This window comes from Microvirga sp. Mcv34, from assembly GCF_024519725.1.
In the GTDB taxonomy this organism is placed as follows: domain Bacteria; phylum Pseudomonadota; class Alphaproteobacteria; order Rhizobiales; family Beijerinckiaceae; genus Microvirga.
Window position 1 is genome coordinate 1 of sequence record NZ_JALJRK010000078.1, and the last position, 19,823, is coordinate 19,823.

At 62.2% G+C, this 19,823-nt stretch carries 20 protein-coding genes and 1 tRNA gene; 9 read left to right on the plus strand and 12 right to left on the minus strand.

The features are described 5' to 3' along the window. The 3 genes from OC446_RS24660 to OC446_RS24670 all read right to left on the minus strand — a co-directional run. Positions 1–865, minus strand: an 865-nt coding sequence (locus tag OC446_RS24660) for a PfkB family carbohydrate kinase (protein ID WP_262031659.1), incomplete at its 3' end; no start/stop codon positions are given. A 3-nt stretch (positions 866–868) separates the two neighbouring features. Continuing rightward, the gene (locus OC446_RS24665) at positions 869–1,543 is read right to left on the minus strand and encodes a GntR family transcriptional regulator (protein WP_262031660.1); all 675 of its coding nucleotides are present in this window, start codon (positions 1,541–1,543) and stop codon (positions 869–871) included. Further along, the gene (locus OC446_RS24670; RefSeq protein ID WP_262031661.1) at positions 1,540–2,427 is read right to left on the minus strand and encodes a dihydrodipicolinate synthase family protein; all 888 of its coding nucleotides are present in this window, start codon (positions 2,425–2,427) and stop codon (positions 1,540–1,542) included. Before OC446_RS24670 ends, OC446_RS24665 begins: the two co-directional genes overlap by 4 nt. Positions 2,428–2,568: 141 nt before the next feature. Between OC446_RS24670 and OC446_RS24675 the strand changes: the two genes are divergently transcribed. The 5 genes from OC446_RS24675 to OC446_RS24695 all read left to right on the plus strand — a co-directional run bounded on the left by OC446_RS24675 (position 2,569) and on the right by OC446_RS24695 (position 7,459). Further along, positions 2,569–3,903 (plus strand): ABC transporter substrate-binding protein, encoded by a 1,335-nt coding sequence (locus OC446_RS24675; RefSeq protein WP_262031662.1) that lies wholly within the window; start codon positions 2,569–2,571, stop codon positions 3,901–3,903. Positions 3,904–3,945: 42 nt separating this feature from the next. Then, the gene (locus tag OC446_RS24680; RefSeq protein ID WP_262031663.1) at positions 3,946–4,884 is read left to right on the plus strand and encodes a carbohydrate ABC transporter permease; all 939 of its coding nucleotides are present in this window, start codon (positions 3,946–3,948) and stop codon (positions 4,882–4,884) included. Further along, the gene (locus OC446_RS24685; RefSeq protein ID WP_262031664.1) at positions 4,881–5,705 is read left to right on the plus strand and encodes a carbohydrate ABC transporter permease; all 825 of its coding nucleotides are present in this window, start codon (positions 4,881–4,883) and stop codon (positions 5,703–5,705) included. The genes OC446_RS24680 and OC446_RS24685 overlap by 4 nt, the downstream gene beginning before the upstream one ends. A 142-nt stretch (positions 5,706–5,847) precedes the next feature. Then, positions 5,848–6,354 (plus strand): cytochrome b, encoded by a 507-nt coding sequence (locus OC446_RS24690; protein WP_262031665.1) that lies wholly within the window; start codon positions 5,848–5,850, stop codon positions 6,352–6,354. 355 nt (positions 6,355–6,709) lie between these two features. Further along, positions 6,710–7,459 carry a BA14K family protein gene (locus OC446_RS24695; RefSeq protein WP_262031666.1) on the plus strand — a complete coding sequence of 250 codons (750 nt, stop codon included), beginning with the start codon at positions 6,710–6,712 and terminating at the stop codon, positions 7,457–7,459. 181 nt (positions 7,460–7,640) lie between these two features. On the opposite strand, the gene OC446_RS30890 is transcribed toward OC446_RS24695, so the two are convergent. Together OC446_RS30890 and OC446_RS24705 are read right to left on the minus strand one after the other, a co-directional pair. Next, the gene (locus OC446_RS30890; RefSeq protein WP_315986537.1) at positions 7,641–8,090 is read right to left on the minus strand and encodes a hypothetical protein; all 450 of its coding nucleotides are present in this window, start codon (positions 8,088–8,090) and stop codon (positions 7,641–7,643) included. Between the two features lie 93 nt (positions 8,091–8,183). After that, positions 8,184–8,939: a calcium-binding protein gene (locus OC446_RS24705; protein ID WP_262031667.1), complete on the minus strand. Its 756-nt coding sequence runs from the start codon at positions 8,937–8,939 to the stop codon at positions 8,184–8,186. Positions 8,940–9,345: 406 nt separating this feature from the next. Between OC446_RS24705 and OC446_RS24710 the strand changes: the two genes are divergently transcribed. From OC446_RS24710 to OC446_RS24720, 3 genes are all read left to right on the plus strand, one after another. Further along, positions 9,346–9,693, plus strand: coding sequence for a hypothetical protein (locus OC446_RS24710; RefSeq protein ID WP_262031668.1), 348 nt, complete (start codon positions 9,346–9,348; stop codon positions 9,691–9,693). A 797-nt stretch (positions 9,694–10,490) separates the two neighbouring features. After that, positions 10,491–10,778 carry a curli assembly protein CsgF gene (locus OC446_RS24715; protein ID WP_262031669.1) on the plus strand — a complete coding sequence of 96 codons (288 nt, stop codon included), beginning with the start codon at positions 10,491–10,493 and terminating at the stop codon, positions 10,776–10,778. Between the two features lie 142 nt (positions 10,779–10,920). Beyond that, positions 10,921–11,745 (plus strand): CsgG/HfaB family protein, encoded by an 825-nt coding sequence (locus tag OC446_RS24720; RefSeq protein WP_262031670.1) that lies wholly within the window; start codon positions 10,921–10,923, stop codon positions 11,743–11,745. Between the two features lie 316 nt (positions 11,746–12,061). Here the strand turns inward: OC446_RS24720 and OC446_RS24725 are convergent, their stop codons facing one another. From OC446_RS24725 to OC446_RS24735, 3 genes are all read right to left on the minus strand, one after another. After that, positions 12,062–12,685, minus strand: coding sequence for a LuxR C-terminal-related transcriptional regulator (locus tag OC446_RS24725; RefSeq protein WP_262031671.1), 624 nt, complete (start codon positions 12,683–12,685; stop codon positions 12,062–12,064). Positions 12,686–12,774: 89 nt separating this feature from the next. Then, complete coding sequence (locus OC446_RS24730) at positions 12,775–13,056, minus strand: DUF6894 family protein (RefSeq protein ID WP_262031672.1); 282 nt, start codon at positions 13,054–13,056, stop codon at positions 12,775–12,777. Positions 13,057–13,212: 156 nt separating this feature from the next. After that, positions 13,213–13,617, minus strand: a complete 405-nt coding sequence (locus OC446_RS24735) for a hypothetical protein (RefSeq protein WP_262031673.1) — start codon at positions 13,615–13,617, stop codon at positions 13,213–13,215. A 515-nt stretch (positions 13,618–14,132) separates the two neighbouring features. Between OC446_RS24735 and OC446_RS30895 the strand changes: the two genes are divergently transcribed. Beyond that, positions 14,133–14,786 (plus strand): lytic transglycosylase domain-containing protein, encoded by a 654-nt coding sequence (locus OC446_RS30895; protein ID WP_315986538.1) that lies wholly within the window; start codon positions 14,133–14,135, stop codon positions 14,784–14,786. 131 nt (positions 14,787–14,917) lie between these two features. Here the strand turns inward: OC446_RS30895 and OC446_RS24745 are convergent, their stop codons facing one another. The 4 genes from OC446_RS24745 to OC446_RS24760 all read right to left on the minus strand — a co-directional run bounded on the left by OC446_RS24745 (position 14,918) and on the right by OC446_RS24760 (position 19,669). Then, on the minus strand, positions 14,918–15,466 hold the full coding sequence (locus OC446_RS24745; RefSeq protein ID WP_262031674.1) for a hypothetical protein: 549 nt from the start codon (positions 15,464–15,466) through the stop codon (positions 14,918–14,920). Further along, on the minus strand, positions 15,451–15,837 hold the full coding sequence (gene csgH / locus OC446_RS24750) for a curli-like amyloid fiber formation chaperone CsgH (RefSeq protein WP_262031675.1): 387 nt from the start codon (positions 15,835–15,837) through the stop codon (positions 15,451–15,453). The genes OC446_RS24745 and csgH overlap by 16 nt, the downstream gene beginning before the upstream one ends. Before the next feature lie 76 nt (positions 15,838–15,913). Next, entirely contained in the window at positions 15,914–19,024 is a 3,111-nt protein-coding gene (locus tag OC446_RS24755) for a beta strand repeat-containing protein (protein ID WP_262031676.1), read from the minus strand. A 568-nt stretch (positions 19,025–19,592) separates the two neighbouring features. Then, positions 19,593–19,669 (minus strand) — tRNA-Met (locus OC446_RS24760). Positions 19,670–19,823: the final 154 nt, after the last annotated feature.

Genomic DNA, 19,823 nt, shown 5'->3' on the forward strand with positions numbered 1-19,823 from the left:
CGCCGAAGTGCTCGCATTTCATGGCTGCCGCGACATTCGCGATCCGGATTCTGCGCGCCAGATCCCATCCGCTGACAAGCCCGTAGACATAGGTGCCGTGCCAGACATCGCCGGCATTCAGTGTGTCAACAGCGTCAATGGCAATCGTCGGGAATGCGGTGACGGCGCCTTCAGGCGCTCCGCGCTGCCGGATCAAGGCGCCGGCTGCGCCGAGCGTCACGCCGACGATCTCGGCGTCAAGGTTGCGCGCCACATCCACCAAGGCTTCAGCCGGTGAGCCATTGTTGCCAGCGAGGGAGAGCAGGGCGGGGTCCGAGAACAGCACATGGTCCGCGAGCCCGATCATCTCGCGCAGTTCGTCGGGCGGCGCGACATCGGCGTCGAGGATCGTGGGAACGCCGTGGCGGCGCGCTTCCGCGAGGAGGGCCTTCGCCCCTTCGCGCCAGCGCATGTCGACGAGGACGGCGGCGGCTTGCGACACGCGGTCGAGCGGTAGCCAGCCCGGATCGTTGTCGAGCGAAGGATCCGTGTAGGGCACCACGAGCCTTTCGCCGAACCTATCGACGAGGATGGTCGAGAAGGCTGTGCGAGCGCCCTGGATCCTGCGGATGCGGTCTGTGCGGACCGCCTCGTTAGACAGATCCTGCAGGAAGCTGTCACCGTTGGGATCGTCGCCGATGCGGGCCCAGATTTCGACGTTGCCGCCGAGGCGTGCGATCGTGACGGCGGCGGCCGTCGCCATGCCGGAGGCGGCCTGCACGGCCTTCTCGGGCAGCACCTTGGCGCCATGGCCCGGAATGCGGTCGATCTTGAAGATCGTGTCCCAGAATGCGCATCCGAGACAGATCACCGGTTTGTGGTTCATGGCTTACTCGAGGCGCAGCGCCCGTGCACGAGCGCTCATGATATGCGCAACGGCGGCCTGTACGGCACCTGGGATGTCTCGGCGTTTCATGGCCGCGATGATGGCGAGATGCTCCTGCATCACCGGGAGCACGAGATCCTCGTCCAGGCTCGTCTCGTTCTGCCGGATCAGGCGCACCTTGATCCAGTTGACCCGATAAGCCTTCGAGATGATGTCGTTGTTGAGATCGTCGATGACCCGCTCATGGAACTCCCGGTCCACCTGCTGGGCCTCGGCGACGATCTGTTCCGTCAATCCGCTTTGCGCGGACTCGACAATCGCGCGATGGGCCGCCTCGATCCGTGCGATGGCGGCATCGCTCGCCGCCTGGCTGAAAGCTGCGATGGCCTCGCGCTCCAGGATCAGCCGAAACTGGAAGGCGTTACGGATCAGCGTGATGTCGAGAGGCAGGATCTGCAAGCCGCGCTGCGGCACGGTCACGATCAGCCCTTCGGCCTCCAATCGCGGAATCAGCTCCCGGATCGCTCCGAGCGGCTGTCCGGTGATGGCGACCAGCTCTCGTTGAGTCACGAACTGACCCGGCTTGATCTCGCTTTTCAGCAATTGTTCGGTGAACGCGTCATAGGCCCGCTCGCGCAGCTTGATCTCCGATCGAGGCGCGGGGCGGGCCACGCTCATGCGATGGCCTTGATCACGGAGCCAAACGGTTCGAGCAGCGAAACGGCGCGCGCGGAACTCCTCTCGTCCAGGGTCGGAAGCGGTGGCCGCGCGACCGCCCAGACCGGGTCCTGGCGCACATGGGCCGTGAGCGCCTTGACCATCGGCACGATGGAATGTCGGCCGATCTCCTGCACCAGCTCGACGATGCGCGGATCGTCTCGGCTGTTCTCCGCGAGTGCGATCACCGCCTCCGGGACGATGTTGGCGACGCCGCAGATCGAGCCTGCCGCTCCCGCCGCGCAGGCGCGGCCGAGATAGCTTTCGTCGCCAACGAGGATGTCGAGCTCGGGAAAGGCTTCGATCAGGGAGAACGTCGCCTCGGGATCGCCCGCGCTGTCCTTCACACCCCGGATTGCGCCCGGAAAGTGTTCCCTCAGGCGCGCGATCACCGCGTGCGACAGGGGCACGCCGGTCATGCCGGGAATATGATAGAGAAGGATGTCCCGCAGATTGCTGCCGACCATGTCGAACACCGTCGCGTACCATGCGAACACCGCTTCATCCGGGGCAGGGCGGAAGTAGAAGGGCGGCGCCAGCAGGACAGCGTGTGCGCCGCGCCGCAAGGCACGGCTCGTGCTGTAGGCGGCCTCCTCCGGCGAGCAGGCGAGCACGCCTTCCACCAGCCTGTCCGCGGGAATGCCGAGATGGATGATCTCGCTCGCGATGCGGTCGCGTTCCATCGCGCCGACTGATGGACCTTCGCCGGTCGTTCCGAACAATGTCGCCGTGCGACAGCCGCGGGAGAGACAATCCTTTGCATGTTTGATCAGGCGGTGAACATCCACCTTGCCGTCGAGAAACGGCGTGACGAGAGCGGGGCTGATGCCAAAGCTGAGCGACACGAGAGCCTCCAGTAACAGCTTCGGCACCGGGCCGAGCAAGTGCCGTGTTGACACTAACATGTTACATGGGGCTTAATCGGTTGCAAGCACTGAAAAAGAGTCCGGAAGGACCGTTACAACAACACACGGAGGAAATGCGCCATGGCTGCAAACGTCGGATCGGTTACGCGTCGTACATTCCTTGCAAGCACGGCGGCCGCCGCCGCATACGGCCTCGGCGGGGTCGGGCCCGCCTTTGCCGAGGTGAACTGGAAGAAATACGCCGGCACGAAGATCGGCGTGAACCTCGTGAAGAGCCCGCGCGGCGAGGTGCTGCAGAAATTCGAAAAGGAATTCACCGACCTGACAGGCATCCAGGTGTCCTCCGAACAGACGCCCGAGCAGCAGCAACGGCAGAAGGCTGTTATCGAGCTGAACTCCGGAAGCCCGAGCTTCGATGTGGTGCATCTCAGCTATCACGTCCAGAAGCGCCAGTTCGAGAAGGCCGGCTGGCTCGCCGACATCAGCGGCTTCATGAGGAACCCGGAGCTGACCGATCCGAGCCTGACCGAGAGCGACTTCTCCCAGGCCGGCCTGCTCTACGCGAAGAACCCGCAGGGCCAGATGCTCTCGCTGCCGTTCTCCGTCGATTATTGGATGATCTACTGGAACAAGGATCTGTTCGCCAAGAAGGGCCTTCCTTATCCGCAGACCTTCGAGGAGATGGTCGTCGCAGCCGAGGCCCTGACGGATCCCAAGGAAGGCACCTATGGCTTCGTGGCGCGCGGACTGAAGAACGCCAACGTGCCCGTCTGGACGAGCTTCCTCCTCGGCTACGGCGTAGATCCTGTCGATGCCAGCGGCAAGCTGATGACGGATTCGCCGGAGGCCATCGAGGCGGCGAAGCTCTATCAGCGCCTGCTGACGAAAGCCGCCCCGCAGGGCGTGGCCGGCTTCAACTGGTCGGAATGCCAGTCGGCCTTCCTGCAGGGCAAAGTCGGCATGTGGCTCGACGGCGTCGGATTCGCGCCTCCGCTGGAGGATCCGGAGAAGTCGCGCGTGGTCGGCAAGGTCGGCTACGGCGTCATGCCGAAGGGACCGAAGGCGCAGGCCTCGGCGACCTTCGGCGATGGCATTGGCGTCACTGCCGCGAGCAAGAACAAGGAGGCTGCCTATCTGTATTGCCAATGGGCGGTCTCGAAGCTCATGGGTGCGCGCCTGCTGCAGGCCGGCGGCGGCGTGCCGTTCCGCCAGTCCATCCTCGACGATCCCGAGACGCGCAAGGGCGTGAAGATGCCGCCGGAATGGATTGACGCGGTGGTGGCATCGGGCAAGATCAGCAAGCTCGGCCTTCCCGTCATCCAACCGGTGACGGAGTTCCGCGACATCATCGGCATCGGCCTGACCAACCTCCTCGGAGGAGGCGATCCGGCGACCGAGATGAAGAAGGCGACCGAGCAGTTCAGGCCCATCCTCGAGCGCAGCGAGAAGGCCTGATGCGGGCCGCGCGGGAACAGGTCGCGGTGGTGGAGCATGGCCATGACCACCATCGCTGAGCCGCAGGTCGCTCCAGTCCCGGAGGCGGCGCCCGCGACGGGCGCTCGCCCACCGCGCTCGTACTGGCCCTTCGTCGTTCCCGCCGTCGCGGTGGTGGGGTCCGTGATCGTGTTCCCGTGGGCCTTCACCGTCTGGATGAGCCTGCAGGAATGGACGGTCGGCGGTGCCCGCCGCTTCACGGGCCTGTCCAATTACATGCGCTTGGCATCGGACGAGCGCTTCCTGACCTCGGTCGGGCATACGCTCGTTTATACGTTCCTGGCCGTCGTCCTGCCGTTGATCTTCGGCACCCTGGCGGCTCTCATCTTCAACTCCCGCCTGCCGTTTCGCGGCATCCTGCGCGGCATCTTCGTCATGCCCATGATGGCCACGCCCGTCGCGGTCGCCTTGGTCTGGACGATGATGTTCCACCCGCAGCTCGGCGTCCTGAACTATCTTCTGTCGCTCGTCGGCATCGGCCCGCAGGCCTGGGTGTTCAATCCCTCGACCGTGATTCCATCGCTCGTGCTCGTGGAAACGTGGCAATGGACGCCACTCGTGATGCTCATCGTCCTGGGCGGTCTCGCGGCCATTCCGACGGAGCCCTACGAAAGCGCCGCCATCGACGGAGCGAGCATCTGGCAGCGCTTTCGCTACATCACGCTGCCGATGATCGCGCCGTTCCTCATGGTGGCCGTGATTATCCGGACCATCGATGCGCTCAAGAGCTTCGACATCATCTACGCCATCACCCAGGGCGGTCCGGGTACCGCGTCCGAGACGATCAATCTCTATCTCTACAGCGTCGCCTTCGCCTATTACGACGTCGGCTACGGATCGGCCATCGCGGTCGTGTTCTTCGCCATCGTCATCGCCCTGTCCCTTCTCATGCTCCATCTTCGCCAGCGCACGAAGTGGATGGACCTTCAGGGGGGCGTATGAACCTCCGCAAAGCCGCCGACACGCTCGGCCTGCTCTTCGTCGGCCTCGTGCTGGTCTCGCCGGCCATCCTGTTCTTCCTCTGGATGATTTCGCTCTCGCTGAAATTCGAGGTCGACAATGCGGCCTATCCGCCGATCCTGATCCCCGAACGCTTCGCCTGGAAGAACTACACGGGCGTGTTCGAGTCCAACCGCTTCGGCCTTTTCTTCCTCAACAGCCTTATCGTGACCGGCTCCGCGACGGGGCTCGCCCTCCTAATCGGCGTGCCGGCCGGCTACGGCATCGCCCGCATGAAGGCCACCAAGGCCGCCGTGGTCGTGCTCATCGCCCGTATGACGCCCGGCCTGTCCTATCTGATCCCGCTCTTCCTGCTGTTCCAATGGCTGGGCCTGATGGGCACGCTGCTGCCGCAGATCATCGCCCACCTCGTCATTACGGTGCCGATCGTCATCTGGATCATGATCGGCTATTTCGAAACGACCCCGATCGAGCTGGAGGAGGCGGCCGTCATCGACGGCGCGAACCGCTGGGACGTCTTCCGTCACATCGCCCTGCCGATTGCGAAGCCCGGCATCACCGTAGCATTCATCCTCGCCGTCATCTTCTCGTGGAACAACTTCGTGTTCGGGGTGGTGCTCGCGGGCCGTGAAACCAGGACGCTGCCGGTCGCGGTCTACAACATGCTGTCCTTCGAGCAGTTGAGCTGGGGACCCCTGGCCGCCGCCGCCCTGATCGTGACCCTGCCCGTTCTCATCCTGACCATCGTGGCCCAGCGGCAGATCGTGGCCGGCCTGACGGCCGGCGCCGTGAAGGGTGGCTGACTTAGGCTGCGCCGGATTCCGGATGATCGTCTCATAAGGGGCGGCGGTTTTGATCCAGCTCATCGTCGAGGGAAAGCCGGATGCTAAGATGCGCTCGCTTGGGCAGGAAGCTGCCGGGGATTCGTACGGAAGGATGGCATCGATGCCGCGCTATTCCAAGACCTTGATCATTCTCCATTGGGCCATGGCTCTGCTGATCCTGGCCGCCTGGCTGACCTCCGAAGGCGGGCGGCAGGTTCGCCTCAACCCGCCGCTGCTGCATTTCGGGCTCGGCCTCTCCGTCCTCCTGCTCGTCCTGCCGCGGCTGGTCGCCCGCTGGTGGGGCAGTCACCCCCGCATCGAGGATCCGCAGGGGCCATGGCTCAATCTCGCGGCGAAGATCGGCCACGGTGTGCTCTACCTCTTCATGATCGGGCTGCCGCTCACCGGCTGGTACGCGGCCTCGCGCCTGGGCGTCCCGGTGACGTTCTTCGGCCTGCCCCTGCCGGCCATGGCGGCAGCCGCTCAGGGAGCCCCCGGGCCGATCGCAGAAATTCATGAGACCGGTGGCACGATCATCCTCATCCTGGCCGGGCTCCATTCCGTGATCGCTCTTTGGCATCAGTTCGTGCTCCGGGACGGAACGATGCAGCACATGAATCCAGTCTAGCGACCCGCCGAACCTGCGCCCAACGCGTGCTAGCCCATGCGGCTCACATCCTTAGCCTTCATAAGGGTCGGCAACAGGTCCCAAGCGATCAAACCGGCAATACGGCGATCCATCCCGCTCCGAGCTCCCGTCAAGCTCCCGCGGCGGGGCGAAACGCCCCGGCATGGCCGCGCCGCCGGTTGGAATGACGGCGCAGCGTTCCGCATGTGACGGAATCGCGCAATCCCATCCGCCAAAAGTGCCAAGCATTTGTCTCAAAGGATCAAGCAGTCCCGCGGGAAATGATCAGAGTAGAATGATCGTTACGTCTCGGCCTCGCACTTGAGGTGTCGCAAGCGCGACAGGGAGGTTGGCAATGAACAGGGTTTTCTTGGCGATCGGCGCTTTGGCGATCAGCGTTCTTCTCGTTCCAGGCGAAGCCGAAGCCCAACGCGGCGGCCACGGCGGGTTTGGTGGCGGCATGAGGATGGGCGGGTTCGGCGGTGGAGGCGGATTCGGTGGTGGCATGAGGATGGGTGGATTCGGCGGCGCAGGCGGATTCCGCGGCGGCACCATCGGCGGAGCAGGGCCGAGGATGTTCATTCCCCCCGGCGGCGCGGGCGGTTTTCGTGGAGTGGGAGGCTTCCGTCCGGGAGCGATAGGAGGCCTGACCACCGGGTCGATCGCCGTTGCTCGACCCGGTCGCGGCGCTATCGGCGTGGCTGGGGTCGGGCGGCCCGGATACGGCTTGGGCTATGGCGTACGCGCGCCTTACTATCGCGGCGTCGCCGGTGCCTATGGGCCCTATAACCGCGGCATTTACGGTCGCTATCCCTATTATGGGCGTTACCCCTACTACGGACGGTACCCGTATTACGGCTATTACCGCCGCTATCCGTACTGGGGATGGGGAGGGGCCGTTGCCACCGGTCTCGCTCTCGGCGCCTGGAACTATCCTTGGTACGATTATGGCTACTACGGCTATAATTACCCGTATTACGGCTATTATCCTGACTATTACCAGACAACCGTCGCGGCGGCTCAGAGTTGTTATTGGGTTCGTCGTCGCATCGTAGGCACGAATGGGCGCGTATTCTTCCGCCGCGAACAGGTCTGCACCTACTGACATGCGCCGGCCGCGTCGACACTCTGCCGACGCGGCCGGATCGTCTACCGGTTGCCGTTCCCCTTGCGTTGAGACGGCGCAAGCGGAAGACTTCATCGGCTTTCCCACACGGTCGCTTCACCTGGACGTGAAGCATCGCCCCCGGACGCGAGGGCGCCTCCAGGCGCGATGCGCTTCGCTTTCAATAATAGCGACGATATACGACCCTCGGACCGAATGCGCGCGGGCCATAAACGCCGGGGTACCCGCCGTAATATCGAGGCCCGTAATAGACGGGCCGCGGATAGAAACCTGCTCCCCCGTAAAAAACCGGGCGCGGGTAGTAGTATGGAGCGTAGTAGACGGGGCGGGGATAGGCATAGCCAGGCCAGGGTCCGTAGTAGCCGTAGCCGAAGGCCGGGTATGCGTACCCGTAACCGTAGGCCGGTGTCGCTGCGGCTGTGATCAGGCCTCCGAGGATGGCCCCGCCGATCAGACCTGCAGCGACTGCGCCGCCGCCCCAGCCCCAGCCGTAGTTATAGCCGCCGCGGTAGTAGCCCCCGCCGGGTCCGCGCCAGTATTGCGCATGGGCGCTCTCGACGCTGCTGGTCGCGATCAGGGCGGCCGCAGCGAGCGTTGCGATCTTCCGCATGACAACCTCCGGAACTAAGCTGTCTGCCTTTTCACTTCGTTGCTGTCTCTTCATTCGCCCATGGCGTGGGCGCGTGCGGAACGCATCATCCGGTTAGATATGGATGATGTAGTGGTAACTCATGTCAGCCGCGCTGCCTGCGCCCGTCAGGACAACACCCGTTTCGAATTGATGGTCTTTGTTGAGGTCGGAGAGCAGGTAGCCGGTATCGGTCTGAGGATTGTAGAGGAACACGTGCACGATGCTCTTGCTGGTGAAGTTCGCCTGCGCCTGGACGGCCGCATCGGCGATGGATGTCGCAGTCGTACTGGCCTCACGGTAATTCGAAGACGTTCCGGCGATCGGCATCCCGATCCAATCGGTGCTTGCGCTCCAGTCCGTGATCGTATCCGTGTTCGCGGTCGTGATTCCGGACGAGCCTTGCGAGAAGACGAACGCGTCGCCTCCCGTGCCGCCGGTCAGTCGATCAGGGCCCGACCCGCCCTCGAGAAGATCGGCGCCCGAGCCTCCGGAAAGGGTGTCGCGCCCCGAGCCACCATACAGGTTGTCGTCATCGGGCCCACCGGAGAGGCGGTCATTCCCGCTCCCTCCGAAGAGGAAATCGAAGCCGTAGCCGCCGACGAGAGTGTCGTTGCCCGATTGACCATAGAGGTCGTCCGGGCCGTCTCCACCATTGAGATAATCGTCGCCGTTGCCACCGTAAACGATGTCATAGCCCCAGCCGCCGTAGATGTCGTCGTTCCCATTGTTGCCGTAGAGATCGTCACCGCTGCCGAAGCCGTAAATCACGTCGCGGCTGGATGTTCCCCGGATCAAGTTCGGCCAGTCGTCCCCGTACAAGGTCGCCATGGATGCCTCCGCATCAGCCCCTCAAGGATCGCAAACGATCCGGTCTTGTCAGAACCCATTTGTTGATGGCTATCAGAATTCATCAACTCGCTGAGTTGTGCTTGATCGCACGGGACACTTCTTTGACAGTTTGAGGCGGTATGCGGATGTCGGGCTCGGTTTGCCAGGCAGGTCCTGGGTCTGGAGGAGCGGGGTGCCCGATGCCAGAGGGCCCGCCGCAATCGGACTTGGATTGCTCCAGGCGCTCCATATCGAACACCGAGCGGCCGACCATATCGCAGGGCGGTCAACCGATTGACGGTCGCGAATTAAGGTAAAGATTTGGTTTCGCTTTACTGCATTCCTGAACGGTAGCTTACTTGCCTCAGTAAGACCGCTCTGGGTCGTAACGGAAGGCACTGAGGCAATGCGTAAACTGATATTGAGTTCGACCCTTGCCGCAGCAGGCGCACTCCTCAGCCTGCCGGCTGCATCGAGCGAAGCTGTAATACAGCAGATGCCTCCTGTCGTGAGCGGGGTGATCAAGCAGATCGACGCGGCCCGCCTGTTTCAGGAGAGCATCGAAACGATCCCCGCTGTCGCGACGACGAGTTCGAACCCGAGCGGCAGCTTCTCGCAGGAGGGAAATGCCGCGCAGATCGTCCAGCACGGTGTGAACAATCAGGCGGCGATCTTGCAGAGCGGCGGCGGTAGCACAGCCTCGATCCTGCAGAATGGACGAGGCAACGCGGCCTTCGTCATTCAGAAGCGTTGACGGGCGAAACCGCCCTTCGGGACCGCCGGCCGAAACAGAATCCCACCACTTGGCCGATTTCCACTCTGGACCTTTGGCAGTGAAAAGCACATTTTGGCGAGGTAGGTGACGATCGATCTTGGATTCCGGCTATGCGCAGACATCTCGCTCTTGTTCTCCTGTCTGGAATGTTGCCCGGTCTTGCCTGTGCGGCTGAGAGACCGGTTTCGCGAAGCTCGGAAACACAAATCCAGCAGGTGGACCCAAAGCTGAAGGTCCGGCCGGCACCATCCGTGGTCCGTGAACCGAACGTGACGGAGACCGTGCCCATGCCCAGCCAGTCCACGCGCTGTACGCCGGAGAATGCCACGTCGCCGGAATGTGCAACGGCTGCAACGCAGGGCGGCGTCAGCCGTTGAGAAGCCCGGTCTCCGGACGATGATGAAGCCTCGGCGTTCAGCGAAGTCGTCAGGATGGCGCGATCGTTTGAGTGGCGCCGTTCAAGCAGCGCTTGGCGAACATCTCGTATGTTTTAGCCTGTCCTGTCAGGCGCGGCAGTTCGATCGAAGCTTGAAAATTTGCCTCTGAAAAACTGCCATTCTGAGAAAATTGTCGCTGGGCTGTTGCACAATTAAGACACAATCTTTCCTGTGGTCGTGCTATTTCAATTTACGCTAGGGAATGTGAATCGGCGGTTTCATGTGTATCGCCGAACGCGAGTGTCTGTTGCGCCACAATCAGGCGAGACCTTTCAGTCCGGATCGATAAGACGGTCGTAGGTCATGAGCCCGATGGGAGCGCGGCACATAGGGGGGGGCATGAGGAATTTCGGATTCTACGCAATCGCGATCGGCGGGATGCTCGTCGCGTCAGGGGCTCTTGCCTCTGAGATGATCTATCGTCCTCAGAATCCGAATTTCGGCGGGAATCCGTTGAACGGCGCTTTCCTTCTGCAGCAGGCTCAGTCGCAGGGAAAGGCTGCAAAGAGCCAGGAGCAGCAGATCCCTGAGATCAACTTCCCCGACCTGAGTGGCGTTGGAGGTGGCACGTCGCCCATCATCATTATCGGCGGCGGCGCTCAACCGACGATCCCGGCCAATCCATAAGATCAAGAAGCCGACATTTTTCGCGCGCGGCGGGGAATTTACGAGAATGAAAATGTACTTGCGTCGGGCAGCAATGGCTGCCGGTCTGCTCATGGCAGCGGGCCTCGCAGGCTGTGCCTCATCGGGAAGTGTGCAAGACCCGATGGCCCAGCCCGCAACCTTGGTTCCTGAGACGAAAACCGGTGTGGTTCTCGACCAACTGCCAGCCCCGGCGCGTAAGTTGGATGTGGCAGTCTACAGCTTTCCCGATCTGACCGGACAGAACAAGCCCAGCGAAAACTTCGCTGAATTCTCGCGGGCCGTCACTCAAGGTGGCAGCGCCATTCTGATCGATGTGCTCACCAAGGCCGGCGGCGGCAAATGGTTCGACGTCGTGGAGCGCAATGAACTGCAGGCCTTGCTGCAGGAGCGCCAGATCATTCAGAACACCAGGACGGCAGCACTCGGCGATCAGGCGCCCGGCTTGCCCCCGCTGCGTTTTGCCGGAATTGCCCTGCAGGGCGGCATTGTCGGCTATGACTCCAACGAGACGACGGGTGGTCTCGGTGCTCGCTACCTCGGGATCGGCGGCGGTACTCAGTATCGGCAGGATATCGTCACCGTGGCGCTCCGCGCCGTCAGCATTCAGACCGGCCGCGTGATCGCTTCGGTGACAACCACGAAGACGCTCTATTCCGTTGCAGTCAGCGGTGGCGCCTTCCATTTCGTGGCCGTCGACAAGCTGCTGGAAATCGAATCCGGCTTCACACGCAACCACCCACCGACTCTGGCCGTGCGCGAGGCAATCCAGCTTGCCGTTCATGCACTGATCCTCGAGGGCGTGCAGAACGGCTCCTGGGCGTTCGCCGACAAGAAAGCCGGTGATGCCTTTATCCGGTCGCTCGAACGCGAGGGGCGTGCCGTGATCCCGGCGGAGGCGCTGCAGCCGATCGCAGCCGCCAAGCCTGTCAATAACAAACCATCGTGAACGCATCGGACGTGATTTCGTCGTCGCGTCCGATGCTCCCATGTATCGGTCACGAGGGGATGTTCACCCTCGGGACCGATGCTGCGTACACTCTCCCGCACGGCGCAGCGTGTGCAGAAGCGGCTTCGCCTTCTGATTGACGCGGATTCTCAGTGCGCTCGTGGGGCTATGGTGGCTCATTCGGAGCGGGCTCCACGCCGAGGCCGCCCTTCACTTCAAGGGCGAGCCACCCACTCCCTCGCGCAGAATGTAAGCCTGACGTAGCTCTATCCGGGCTCGGTCTCCGGGCTTTATCGCGGCACGAACGCCATCGGCGTCAAGCCAGCCGGGAAGTCGCAATCACGGCAGCCTGGGTGCGGTTCTGCGCTCCAAGCTTCTTCAACAATGATTTGACGTAGACCTTCACCGTTGCCTCAGCGAGATTCATGTCGCGTGCGATGACCTTGTCCTGAGCGCCTTTCGTCAAGCGGGCTAGAACCTCTCTCTCGCGGTCCGAGAGAGTCTCCAGGACGTGCGGGCCGGTCTGCTCCGTTGAGGCTACCGGCACACCTGCGATCTTCGTCTGTTCGATTTCGTGCGTGACATCAAGAAGGGCGGTCGATGGGAAGAGACGCTCACCCATCACGATCAGCTCAAGCGCTTTGATCAGAGCATCATGCCGCGTAGTCGACAGGAGGAGGCCATCCGCCCCGGCGCGATATATGCTTCGAATGGCCGTCACGTCCGCTGAATCTGCGAGAACGACGATTTTTGCCGAATAGTCTCCGCCTCGCAACTGCGCGACTGTCTTCGAGGATTCGCATACATCCGGGCCTGCTCCCACAATGATGAGCGCCGCCGAAGCCTCTTCGAACGAATTCGCTTGTGTGTCCTTGGTCGCATCGAAATCGACAACCTGGAAATTGGTATTCGACAGCAGATGAACGAGACCGAGGCGCACGATCGAGTTCTCGCACACGATAATCGTCGGAACGCCCGCTGTCCCCGCGACAGCACGGAATGGTCTTTTGAGAACGATCTGGGAAGTCATTATTTCCGATCACCCTGGTCATGCGCGCTGTCGCTGTCGAGATCCAAGGAATAGAGAAGATTCCCTTCTAGACATACGACGTTTAGCATCCAACCCTTCCAGTCGTCGTTCGACATTCCTTCGCTTTCTCTTCGAAGCTCGCCGATGGCCGACATCGCCTCGGCCTTCACCGCTTCCAGGTTGGAAACCGCGATCCCGACCTCGTCCAGAATGGCTTGCTCGCCATTCACCAGATGGAAGAAGCAGCGCATTGTTGGACTTTGGGTTGGGAAAGTCTGCATCTCGGTACCTTCGGGATATTCTGGTAGGCCCAGGGCAGTGAAGTCGATCGCCCGAACTTGCCGACGGGTGCATCATGCACTCGGCTCGACGTGAGCAAGGCTCTGCTCTCAACGTTGGAAAATGGAACAATTCCGACGCATTGGCAACATCAGGACCTACTGCGACGGCGAGAGATCTTCCAATGAAATCCATCCAAAATCGGGCTTGGGGCAGGGGATGAGATATGCCCGTCCGTCCTCGATGCCTTCGACTCTGCAGGGCACTGCTCTCTTGTCTCCGGGCGGACGATACATGACGATCGCTCCGACGACCAATGCATCCGTTCCGCCGACTTGACGCACATCGAAGGTTTCAGCCTGGTCTGATGATGTCGACGGGGGCGATATGTCCCTCGGCCGCGCACGAAGCCGATCAAGCGCGCTGATCGCCGCGCGAGCACGGTTTCGGTAGCGCTCTCCCACCGGACGAAGCAAAGGCCCACTCGTCTGGCCGGGGTACCAGGAGATGCCGCCGGCCTTTGCGAGCTCCTCTGCAACAGCGTCGATCTCTTCCTCGGTCATTCATTGTCTCGTTGTATCTGACGTAGAGTTAGACAAGTTGGGTCTCAAATTAAGAAAGGGTTTTTCTTTGTAAACAAACGATGCAATTCTAGGTTAAAATCCCTCGCGGCCTCTCGCCGCATCTCGTTGACCAGCGAGTCGCACTGCGTGAGAAACCTCCTGGCCCGTACCGGCCGGGTTGTTCGTCGAGCCGATGGTTGCTTATGTGTCCGGAATCAATTGTCCCACCAAATTCGCTTGCATCGACTGATCGCACCATGATGCATCAGGTCGTGAACCTGATGGAGATAGGCGGGTATTAACGTGGCTCGGCGATAGTTCTGCCAAAGCCCCAATGAAGAGAGACGACTGCTCGAATGGATCTGAAGACTTTGCTCCAATCCCAGGTTGTCCGACGTGTTCAGGAACACCGGTACTCCGCTCATGTGTCTTCATCGCGGTCTGGTCGCAGACTCCTCGCGGCATTCGCAGTCGTTCTCGTCAGCGCGACGTGCGCGGCTGCAGAATCTGCGAATGTGAGCACCAAGTCTGACATCAGCCGCGCCGAGCTGGAGCGCCTTGCGGAGGATGCAGCGAAATCGCAGTTTCTGCCGGTCGGATATTTCCTGCGTCTGATCCACCGCGAGAGCGGCTTCGATCGTCATGCTCTCAGCCCTGCGGGTGCTCAGGGCATTGCGCAATTTATGCCCGGAACGGCAGTCATGCGGGGCCTGCGTGATCCTTTCGACCCGGTAGAGGCCCTGCCGAAATCAGCCGAACTGCTGCGCGATCTATGGTCCCAGTTCGGCAACCAGGGACTGGCCGCTGCGGCTTACAATGCGGGTCCTGCCCGTGTGCGCGACTGGCTGGCGGGACGTCGTGCTCTCCCGATGGAGACCGTTCATTATGTCCGCGCCATTACCGGAAAGGATGTTGCGGAATGGGCTCCCGCCGGCACAGTGCGGACAGGATTTGTCATCGGCGGTTCTTTCGGGCGCGCCCGCCTATCGCAGCACGGATGGGAGGCGGATCTTCTCGTCCAACTCATGCGTACCGCTCCCCAGGCGGCATCGTCAGGCGTGGCGAAGGGCCCCGTAACCATTGCCGATGGACGCCAGCCACGCCCGCGAAACAGGGTCGCCTTCGAACGTAGCCTCTGTTCGTCCTGCGTTATCCAGAAGTTCTACTGATTGCCTGCGCAAACCGCATAATCGACCGCCGACCCTAGCAACAGGCCGTCAGATGCGCGTTCCTGATCGGGCGAGAACCACGGACAGGCTGGCCCGGCACGGCGTGGTCTCGGGCGGACAGTTCAGGCGGGTCAGCGTTTGATCAGAAGGCCGCCATTGGGAAGCCGGGCAATGAAAACGTTGACGGGGGCGGAGTTGTTCGGCTGCAGCACGCCGACATTCAGGCCCTGCGTGTTGACCAGGGCTACCTGTGATCGCAGACCGTTGCCGGCTTGCAAGACGCCGACATTGTTCTCGTGCCCGCCCAGGACTGCAACAGCGGATTGATTGCGCGCGCCGAGTTGAAGCTGCGAAATGGTATTGTTGATGCCCGCCTGGATCGACAATGCGGTGTTGCCACCGCTTCCCGGGATCGGGGAGGGCACCGCAGGAGCGGTGGGATGAGCGACTGCGGTCGCGCGGGCGGCAGGACCGGCCGCGCCGCGGGCGGTGGGAATCGCGAAGTTTTCGGCCGACCGGAGCGTTCCGGAAACCTGGCTGATATAGGCGGGCTCCGCCATTGCGGCCGGCGATGCGAGAAGGCCCACAGCACTCAAGGCGAGAGCACCGATGGCGAGCGCCCCGAAGTGGCGGCGATATCCGGCGATCTTCATGACGGCAGCTTTCATGGGGCTGTACATGTGAGGGTTTCCTTGTCCCACTCGAGATCGAGTCGGGCCGCGTAGGCGTTGTGGGCAGAAGCGTCGAGGATCACGGTCGTCAGGATTTCCTCGCGTCCGGCCGTGAGAGCGAAGCGGCCGCTTTGCAAGTTTTGGCTTGAGCCGCTCGTGTTTCTCTTCATGACCCGGAGCCGATACGTTCCGGTCGTGGAGACAGGAGAGACGGCAACCGCGTCGAGGCGTATGAGGTCGGAACTCTCGGCCGCTCGGATTCTGCAGTGAACGTTCGAGGCGTTTTCTTCGGCAGAGGCGTGTTGCGGGAGGCAGAGGGCAAGGAGTGCAACGAGAGGAGCCCGGAAACGTTTCCGCGGCACGCCGGAGTGAAGGAACATGGCCGGCCTCGTTGAACGCTGAGTTTCGGACGAAAAAAGGGACGGCGGGCCAAGGCCCGCCGTCCCTGTGAGCGTGTTAGCGCTGGACAACCGCGGCGATGTTGCCCTTGCCGAACTGTGCCGACACCGAGGTGTTTGCGAAGCCGTTCGTGGCAGACTGGCTGATGAAGGCCTGGTTGCCGATGCCGGCCTGGAAGGCCAGCGAGGTGTTGGCGCCGGAGGATGCGTTCTGCGCCGTCACGACGGAGTTGTCGCGTCCCGCCTGGAAGGCCAGCGAGGTGTTGACGCCGAGGCCATCGACCTGCTGAGCGGTGATCGCGGTATTGTCCACTCCGAGCTGGGCGACTAGCATCGTGTTGGCTCCGCCCGAGAGCGGGTTGGCGATCTGCGCCGTCAGGGCCTTGTTACCGCGGCCAGCCTGGATGGTGACACCGGTGTTGAGGCCAAGCGAGTCCACAGCGTTCGACTGCGAAGTGGCAGCGAAGTTGTCCTTGCCGATCTGGATCGAACCCTGCGTGTTCAGGCCACCGGTCTGCGCCACGTAGGCTCCGTTGCCCACGCCGACCTGAGCGATCATCGAGTCGTTGTTGGCGCTCGTTGCATCACCGAGGCTCCGCGTCCCGGATTGCGCCGTCACGGCCGTGTTGCCGCCACCGATCTGAAGAGTGTCGGCATTGTTGGCGCCCGCCGACAGATCAAAACCAGCAAGCTTGGTGCTAGAAGCGTCCTGGGCGGTGAGGGCGATATTCTTCGTGCCGACCTGGAGGGTGGTACCTGAGTTATTGCCACCATTTGCGCCATTTGCCGTGGGGAAGGAAACGGGTGCTCCGAACACGGTCCTCTCGAACTTTGCCGCTGAGGCGCCGCGGTTCACCTGCGTGGTGACCGCGACGTTGCCGCCGCCGATCTGACCCGTCATGGACGCATTCGCCCCGCCACGCACCTCGTTGGTCTGAAGTGTTGCCGCGACATTGACCGACCCGATCTGAGCGGTATTCTGCGTATTGCTACCAGCGACTCCGCCCTCGGTGACGGCCGTGCCCTTCACGGGAAGGCTCAGCACCGATACGGTGGTCGGGGTGGCGGTCTCGCCTTGTCCCGTGCTGGTTTGAGTTGTCAGCGCTCGGTTGCCCGTGCCGAACTGGCCCGTCAACGACGAGTTGTCGCCACCTTTGACACCCGTGCTCTGCAGCGTCGCGGAGACGTTCTCGGCGCCGATCTGGATCGTGTCCTGCGCGTTTACACCGGCGCGCCCACCCGAGAACGTGGAGGTCTCGTAGAAAGGCTTGCTCGAGTCGGCAACGTCCACGAATTTGTTGACGTCTAAGATAAAGACTTTCTCAGTACCTGCGTAGGCCTTCTGGGTGCCGTAACCCGTCACAGCCTTGGTTTCAGAAGCGCCTGCGCCGGAGCTGTTCTGAGTTGCGATGGAGCGATTGCCGTAACCTACCTGAGCGGTATTCGAGACGTTCGCGCCACCAAGAACACCGTTGTTCTGCAACGTCGCAGCGACGTTGTTGACGCCAGCCTGCAGCGTCTGCTGAGAATTGCTGCCTGCCGCGCCACCGATGTCCGTCGTCTGGCTTGTGTGGAGAAGCGGATCTCCGGATTCCTTGACGTAGTTATTGGGATCCTTCCGGTTGGCAGTGGATTCGTTCTTCCCCGTGTATTTAAGGGTAAGGATCTGGCCGTTTCCGACACCCGGAACCGAACGCGATTCCGTCTTCAGCGTCTGAGTCGATCCGCCTGTCAGGACGTTGTCGCCGACCTTCTTTTCCGCCCCGGCGCTGCTCTGCGAAGCGGTCGCCACGTTGCCGGCCCCAATCTGGCCGATGCGGGAGGTGTTGTTGCTGCCCAGGATCCCAGAGTTCTGCAGCGTCGCAGCGAAGTTCTCGACGCCGACCTGGAGCGTGCCCTGCTGGTTATTGCCGCCGGTCTGGAGGCTCGACGCAATGTTGTCCTCACCGAACTGAACAATGCCCGAACCGTTCGTGCGCCCCGCGCCCGCGGTCTGGATCGTGCCGGCGTAGTTGCCTTCACCGACCTGCAAAGTCGTCTGGTCGTTGGAACCCTTGTCACCCGCCTGAAGGGCGAGAGAGGTGTTCTGGGCTCCGAACTGCAGCGTCGATGAGTTATTGGTCGCCTGGCCCGACTGGCCCGTGGTGGCGAGGTTTCGTGTGCCGACCTGCAGGGTGTTCTGCGTGTTGGTTGCGCCGTCGACGCTCGTCTGACCAGCCAGTGACTGGTTGCCCGCGCCGACCTGAGCCGTCGTGGAGGTGTTCACGTTTCCGGCGGAGCCGACCTGCGCGGTCACGGCATTGTTGCCGATGCCGAACTGTGCTGTGCTCTGGTTGTTCGCATCGCCGCTCTGCACCGCTGCGGAGGTGTTCTTAATGCCCGACTGCAGTGTCGTGGAGAGGTTCGAACCGGCCGCACTCTGCGAGGTCGCTGCAACGTTGAGAGCGCCGAGCTGAACCGTGCCCTGGTCGTTGCTGCCGTCATTTCCGCTCTGGGTCACGACGGAGACGTTGCCGACACCTTGCTGGATGGTGGCCGAGGTGTTGGCCGAGCCTCCGGACTGAACCGTGCCGGCCACGTTGCCGAAGCCCATCTGCAGGGTGCTTTGGGTGTTGACGGCGCCGTTGTCCGCGAGCTGCAGAGCGCCCGAGGAATTCTGCGCGCCGGACTGGACCGTGGCCGATCCATTCGACTTGTTGCCGCCCGCCTGCACCGTGACCGCGCTGTTGCGATACCCGTCCTGCGAGGTCACCTGATTGTTGTTGCCCGAGGATTGCGCGGCGAAGGAACGATTTCCGGCGCCGGACTGAGCCGTGAAGGAGCCGTTCGCATTGCTGCTTTCATTGGTCTGAACGGTGGCTGCCGCGTTACGGTAACCACGCTGGAACGTGCCCTGCTTGTTGTTGCTACCGAGCTGGCTGATGGCCGCTTCGTTGCTCTTGCCGTCTTGAACGGAGAGCGAGCCGTTCTCGCCCGAGCCCGACTGCTTCTGAGCCGTAATGGCCCGGTTGCTGCGACCCTGCTGAATGCTGACCTGCTGGTTGCGTCCGTTCTGCTGCCCGACGATCGCTGCATTGCTCTCACCGATCTGGGCGATGAAAGATTCGTTCGCGGAGCTGAGCGATGTACTCGCCAGAAGCGCAAAACCGATGACTGTGACTCTTTTCATGTGGAAGCCTTCCCCCCAATAAGGAAACATGGGCTGTTCGTTCCCGTCGGCGAACCGAACCCGTGAAGGCGTTTTAACTTTTCATTAGGAATATTCGGTAACTCTCTTCCGAGATTTCCTAGCATCATGCAAATTAACTCGGATGAACTAAGCGGTTTCGGACGCGGGTTAATCCGAATGAGTGAGGCGCCGGTCCAGCCCGGTCGAATGGGTTTCTCCTCGAAGTCTGAGTTGTTGCAGACAGGACGACCAAAGGGCCACGATCGGCCCTCAGGGTGACACAAGCTCTAAAGGGATCGTCGGCAAGTTCGGCATGTCAATGCAATGACCTCGCATCGCGTGTGCGCGGCAGAGGACGGATGCCGATCAGGTTAGAAGGAGGGAAGGGCGCCTCCTGGTTCGACGGTAGTGGAAGCGGCTCTGGCGTGTCGTAGCCAGCGCCGCGTCGGCCCCCGCCTGGTTGCGTGGGCTGGGTTTCGTTCGCCGCAGTGGGGCGTTGTGTGGCGGGGATGCTTCGGACGCGCAAAAACCCCTGACGCGGTTGGCGTGCAGGGGTTTTGAGTGGTTTTGGTTGCGGGGACAGGATTTGAACCTGTGACCTTCAGGTTATGAGCCTGACGAGCTACCGGGCTGCTCCACCCCGCGTCACTCGGGGCCGGCCAAGCGGGGCTGGGCCGGCGAGGGCGCAAACACGAACCGCGGCGCTCGAAGGAGACACCGCGGTGTGAGGGTCAAAAGAGGTCAAGAGGCAGCTGGCGTTGTCCTTGGCAGGTCCGGCAATGACCTACTCTCCCGGGTC

Excerpts from the sequence above, each read along its gene's own strand:
- OC446_RS24665 (WP_262031660.1), bottom strand. The coding sequence starts at position 1,543 with ATGAGCGTGGCCCGCCCCGCGCCTCGATCGGAGATCAAGCTGCGCGAG.
- OC446_RS24675 (WP_262031662.1), top strand. The coding sequence starts at position 2,569 with ATGGCTGCAAACGTCGGATCGGTTACGCGTCGTACATTCCTTGCAAGC.
- OC446_RS24680 (WP_262031663.1), top strand. The coding sequence starts at position 3,946 with ATGACCACCATCGCTGAGCCGCAGGTCGCTCCAGTCCCGGAGGCGGCG.
- OC446_RS24685 (WP_262031664.1), top strand. The coding sequence starts at position 4,881 with ATGAACCTCCGCAAAGCCGCCGACACGCTCGGCCTGCTCTTCGTCGGC.
- OC446_RS24690 (WP_262031665.1), top strand. The coding sequence starts at position 5,848 with ATGCCGCGCTATTCCAAGACCTTGATCATTCTCCATTGGGCCATGGCT.
- OC446_RS24695 (WP_262031666.1), top strand. The coding sequence starts at position 6,710 with ATGAACAGGGTTTTCTTGGCGATCGGCGCTTTGGCGATCAGCGTTCTT.
- OC446_RS30890 (WP_315986537.1), bottom strand. The coding sequence starts at position 8,090 with ATGCGGAAGATCGCAACGCTCGCTGCGGCCGCCCTGATCGCGACCAGC.
- OC446_RS24705 (WP_262031667.1), bottom strand. The coding sequence starts at position 8,939 with ATGGCGACCTTGTACGGGGACGACTGGCCGAACTTGATCCGGGGAACA.
- OC446_RS24710 (WP_262031668.1), top strand. The coding sequence starts at position 9,346 with ATGCGTAAACTGATATTGAGTTCGACCCTTGCCGCAGCAGGCGCACTC.
- OC446_RS24715 (WP_262031669.1), top strand. The coding sequence starts at position 10,491 with ATGAGGAATTTCGGATTCTACGCAATCGCGATCGGCGGGATGCTCGTC.
- OC446_RS24720 (WP_262031670.1), top strand. The coding sequence starts at position 10,921 with ATGGCCCAGCCCGCAACCTTGGTTCCTGAGACGAAAACCGGTGTGGTT.
- OC446_RS24730 (WP_262031672.1), bottom strand. The coding sequence starts at position 13,056 with ATGCAGACTTTCCCAACCCAAAGTCCAACAATGCGCTGCTTCTTCCAT.
- OC446_RS24735 (WP_262031673.1), bottom strand. The coding sequence starts at position 13,617 with ATGACCGAGGAAGAGATCGACGCTGTTGCAGAGGAGCTCGCAAAGGCC.
- OC446_RS24745 (WP_262031674.1), bottom strand. The coding sequence starts at position 15,466 with ATGTACAGCCCCATGAAAGCTGCCGTCATGAAGATCGCCGGATATCGC.
- csgH (WP_262031675.1), bottom strand. The coding sequence starts at position 15,837 with ATGTTCCTTCACTCCGGCGTGCCGCGGAAACGTTTCCGGGCTCCTCTC.
- OC446_RS24755 (WP_262031676.1), bottom strand. The coding sequence starts at position 19,024 with ATGAAAAGAGTCACAGTCATCGGTTTTGCGCTTCTGGCGAGTACATCG.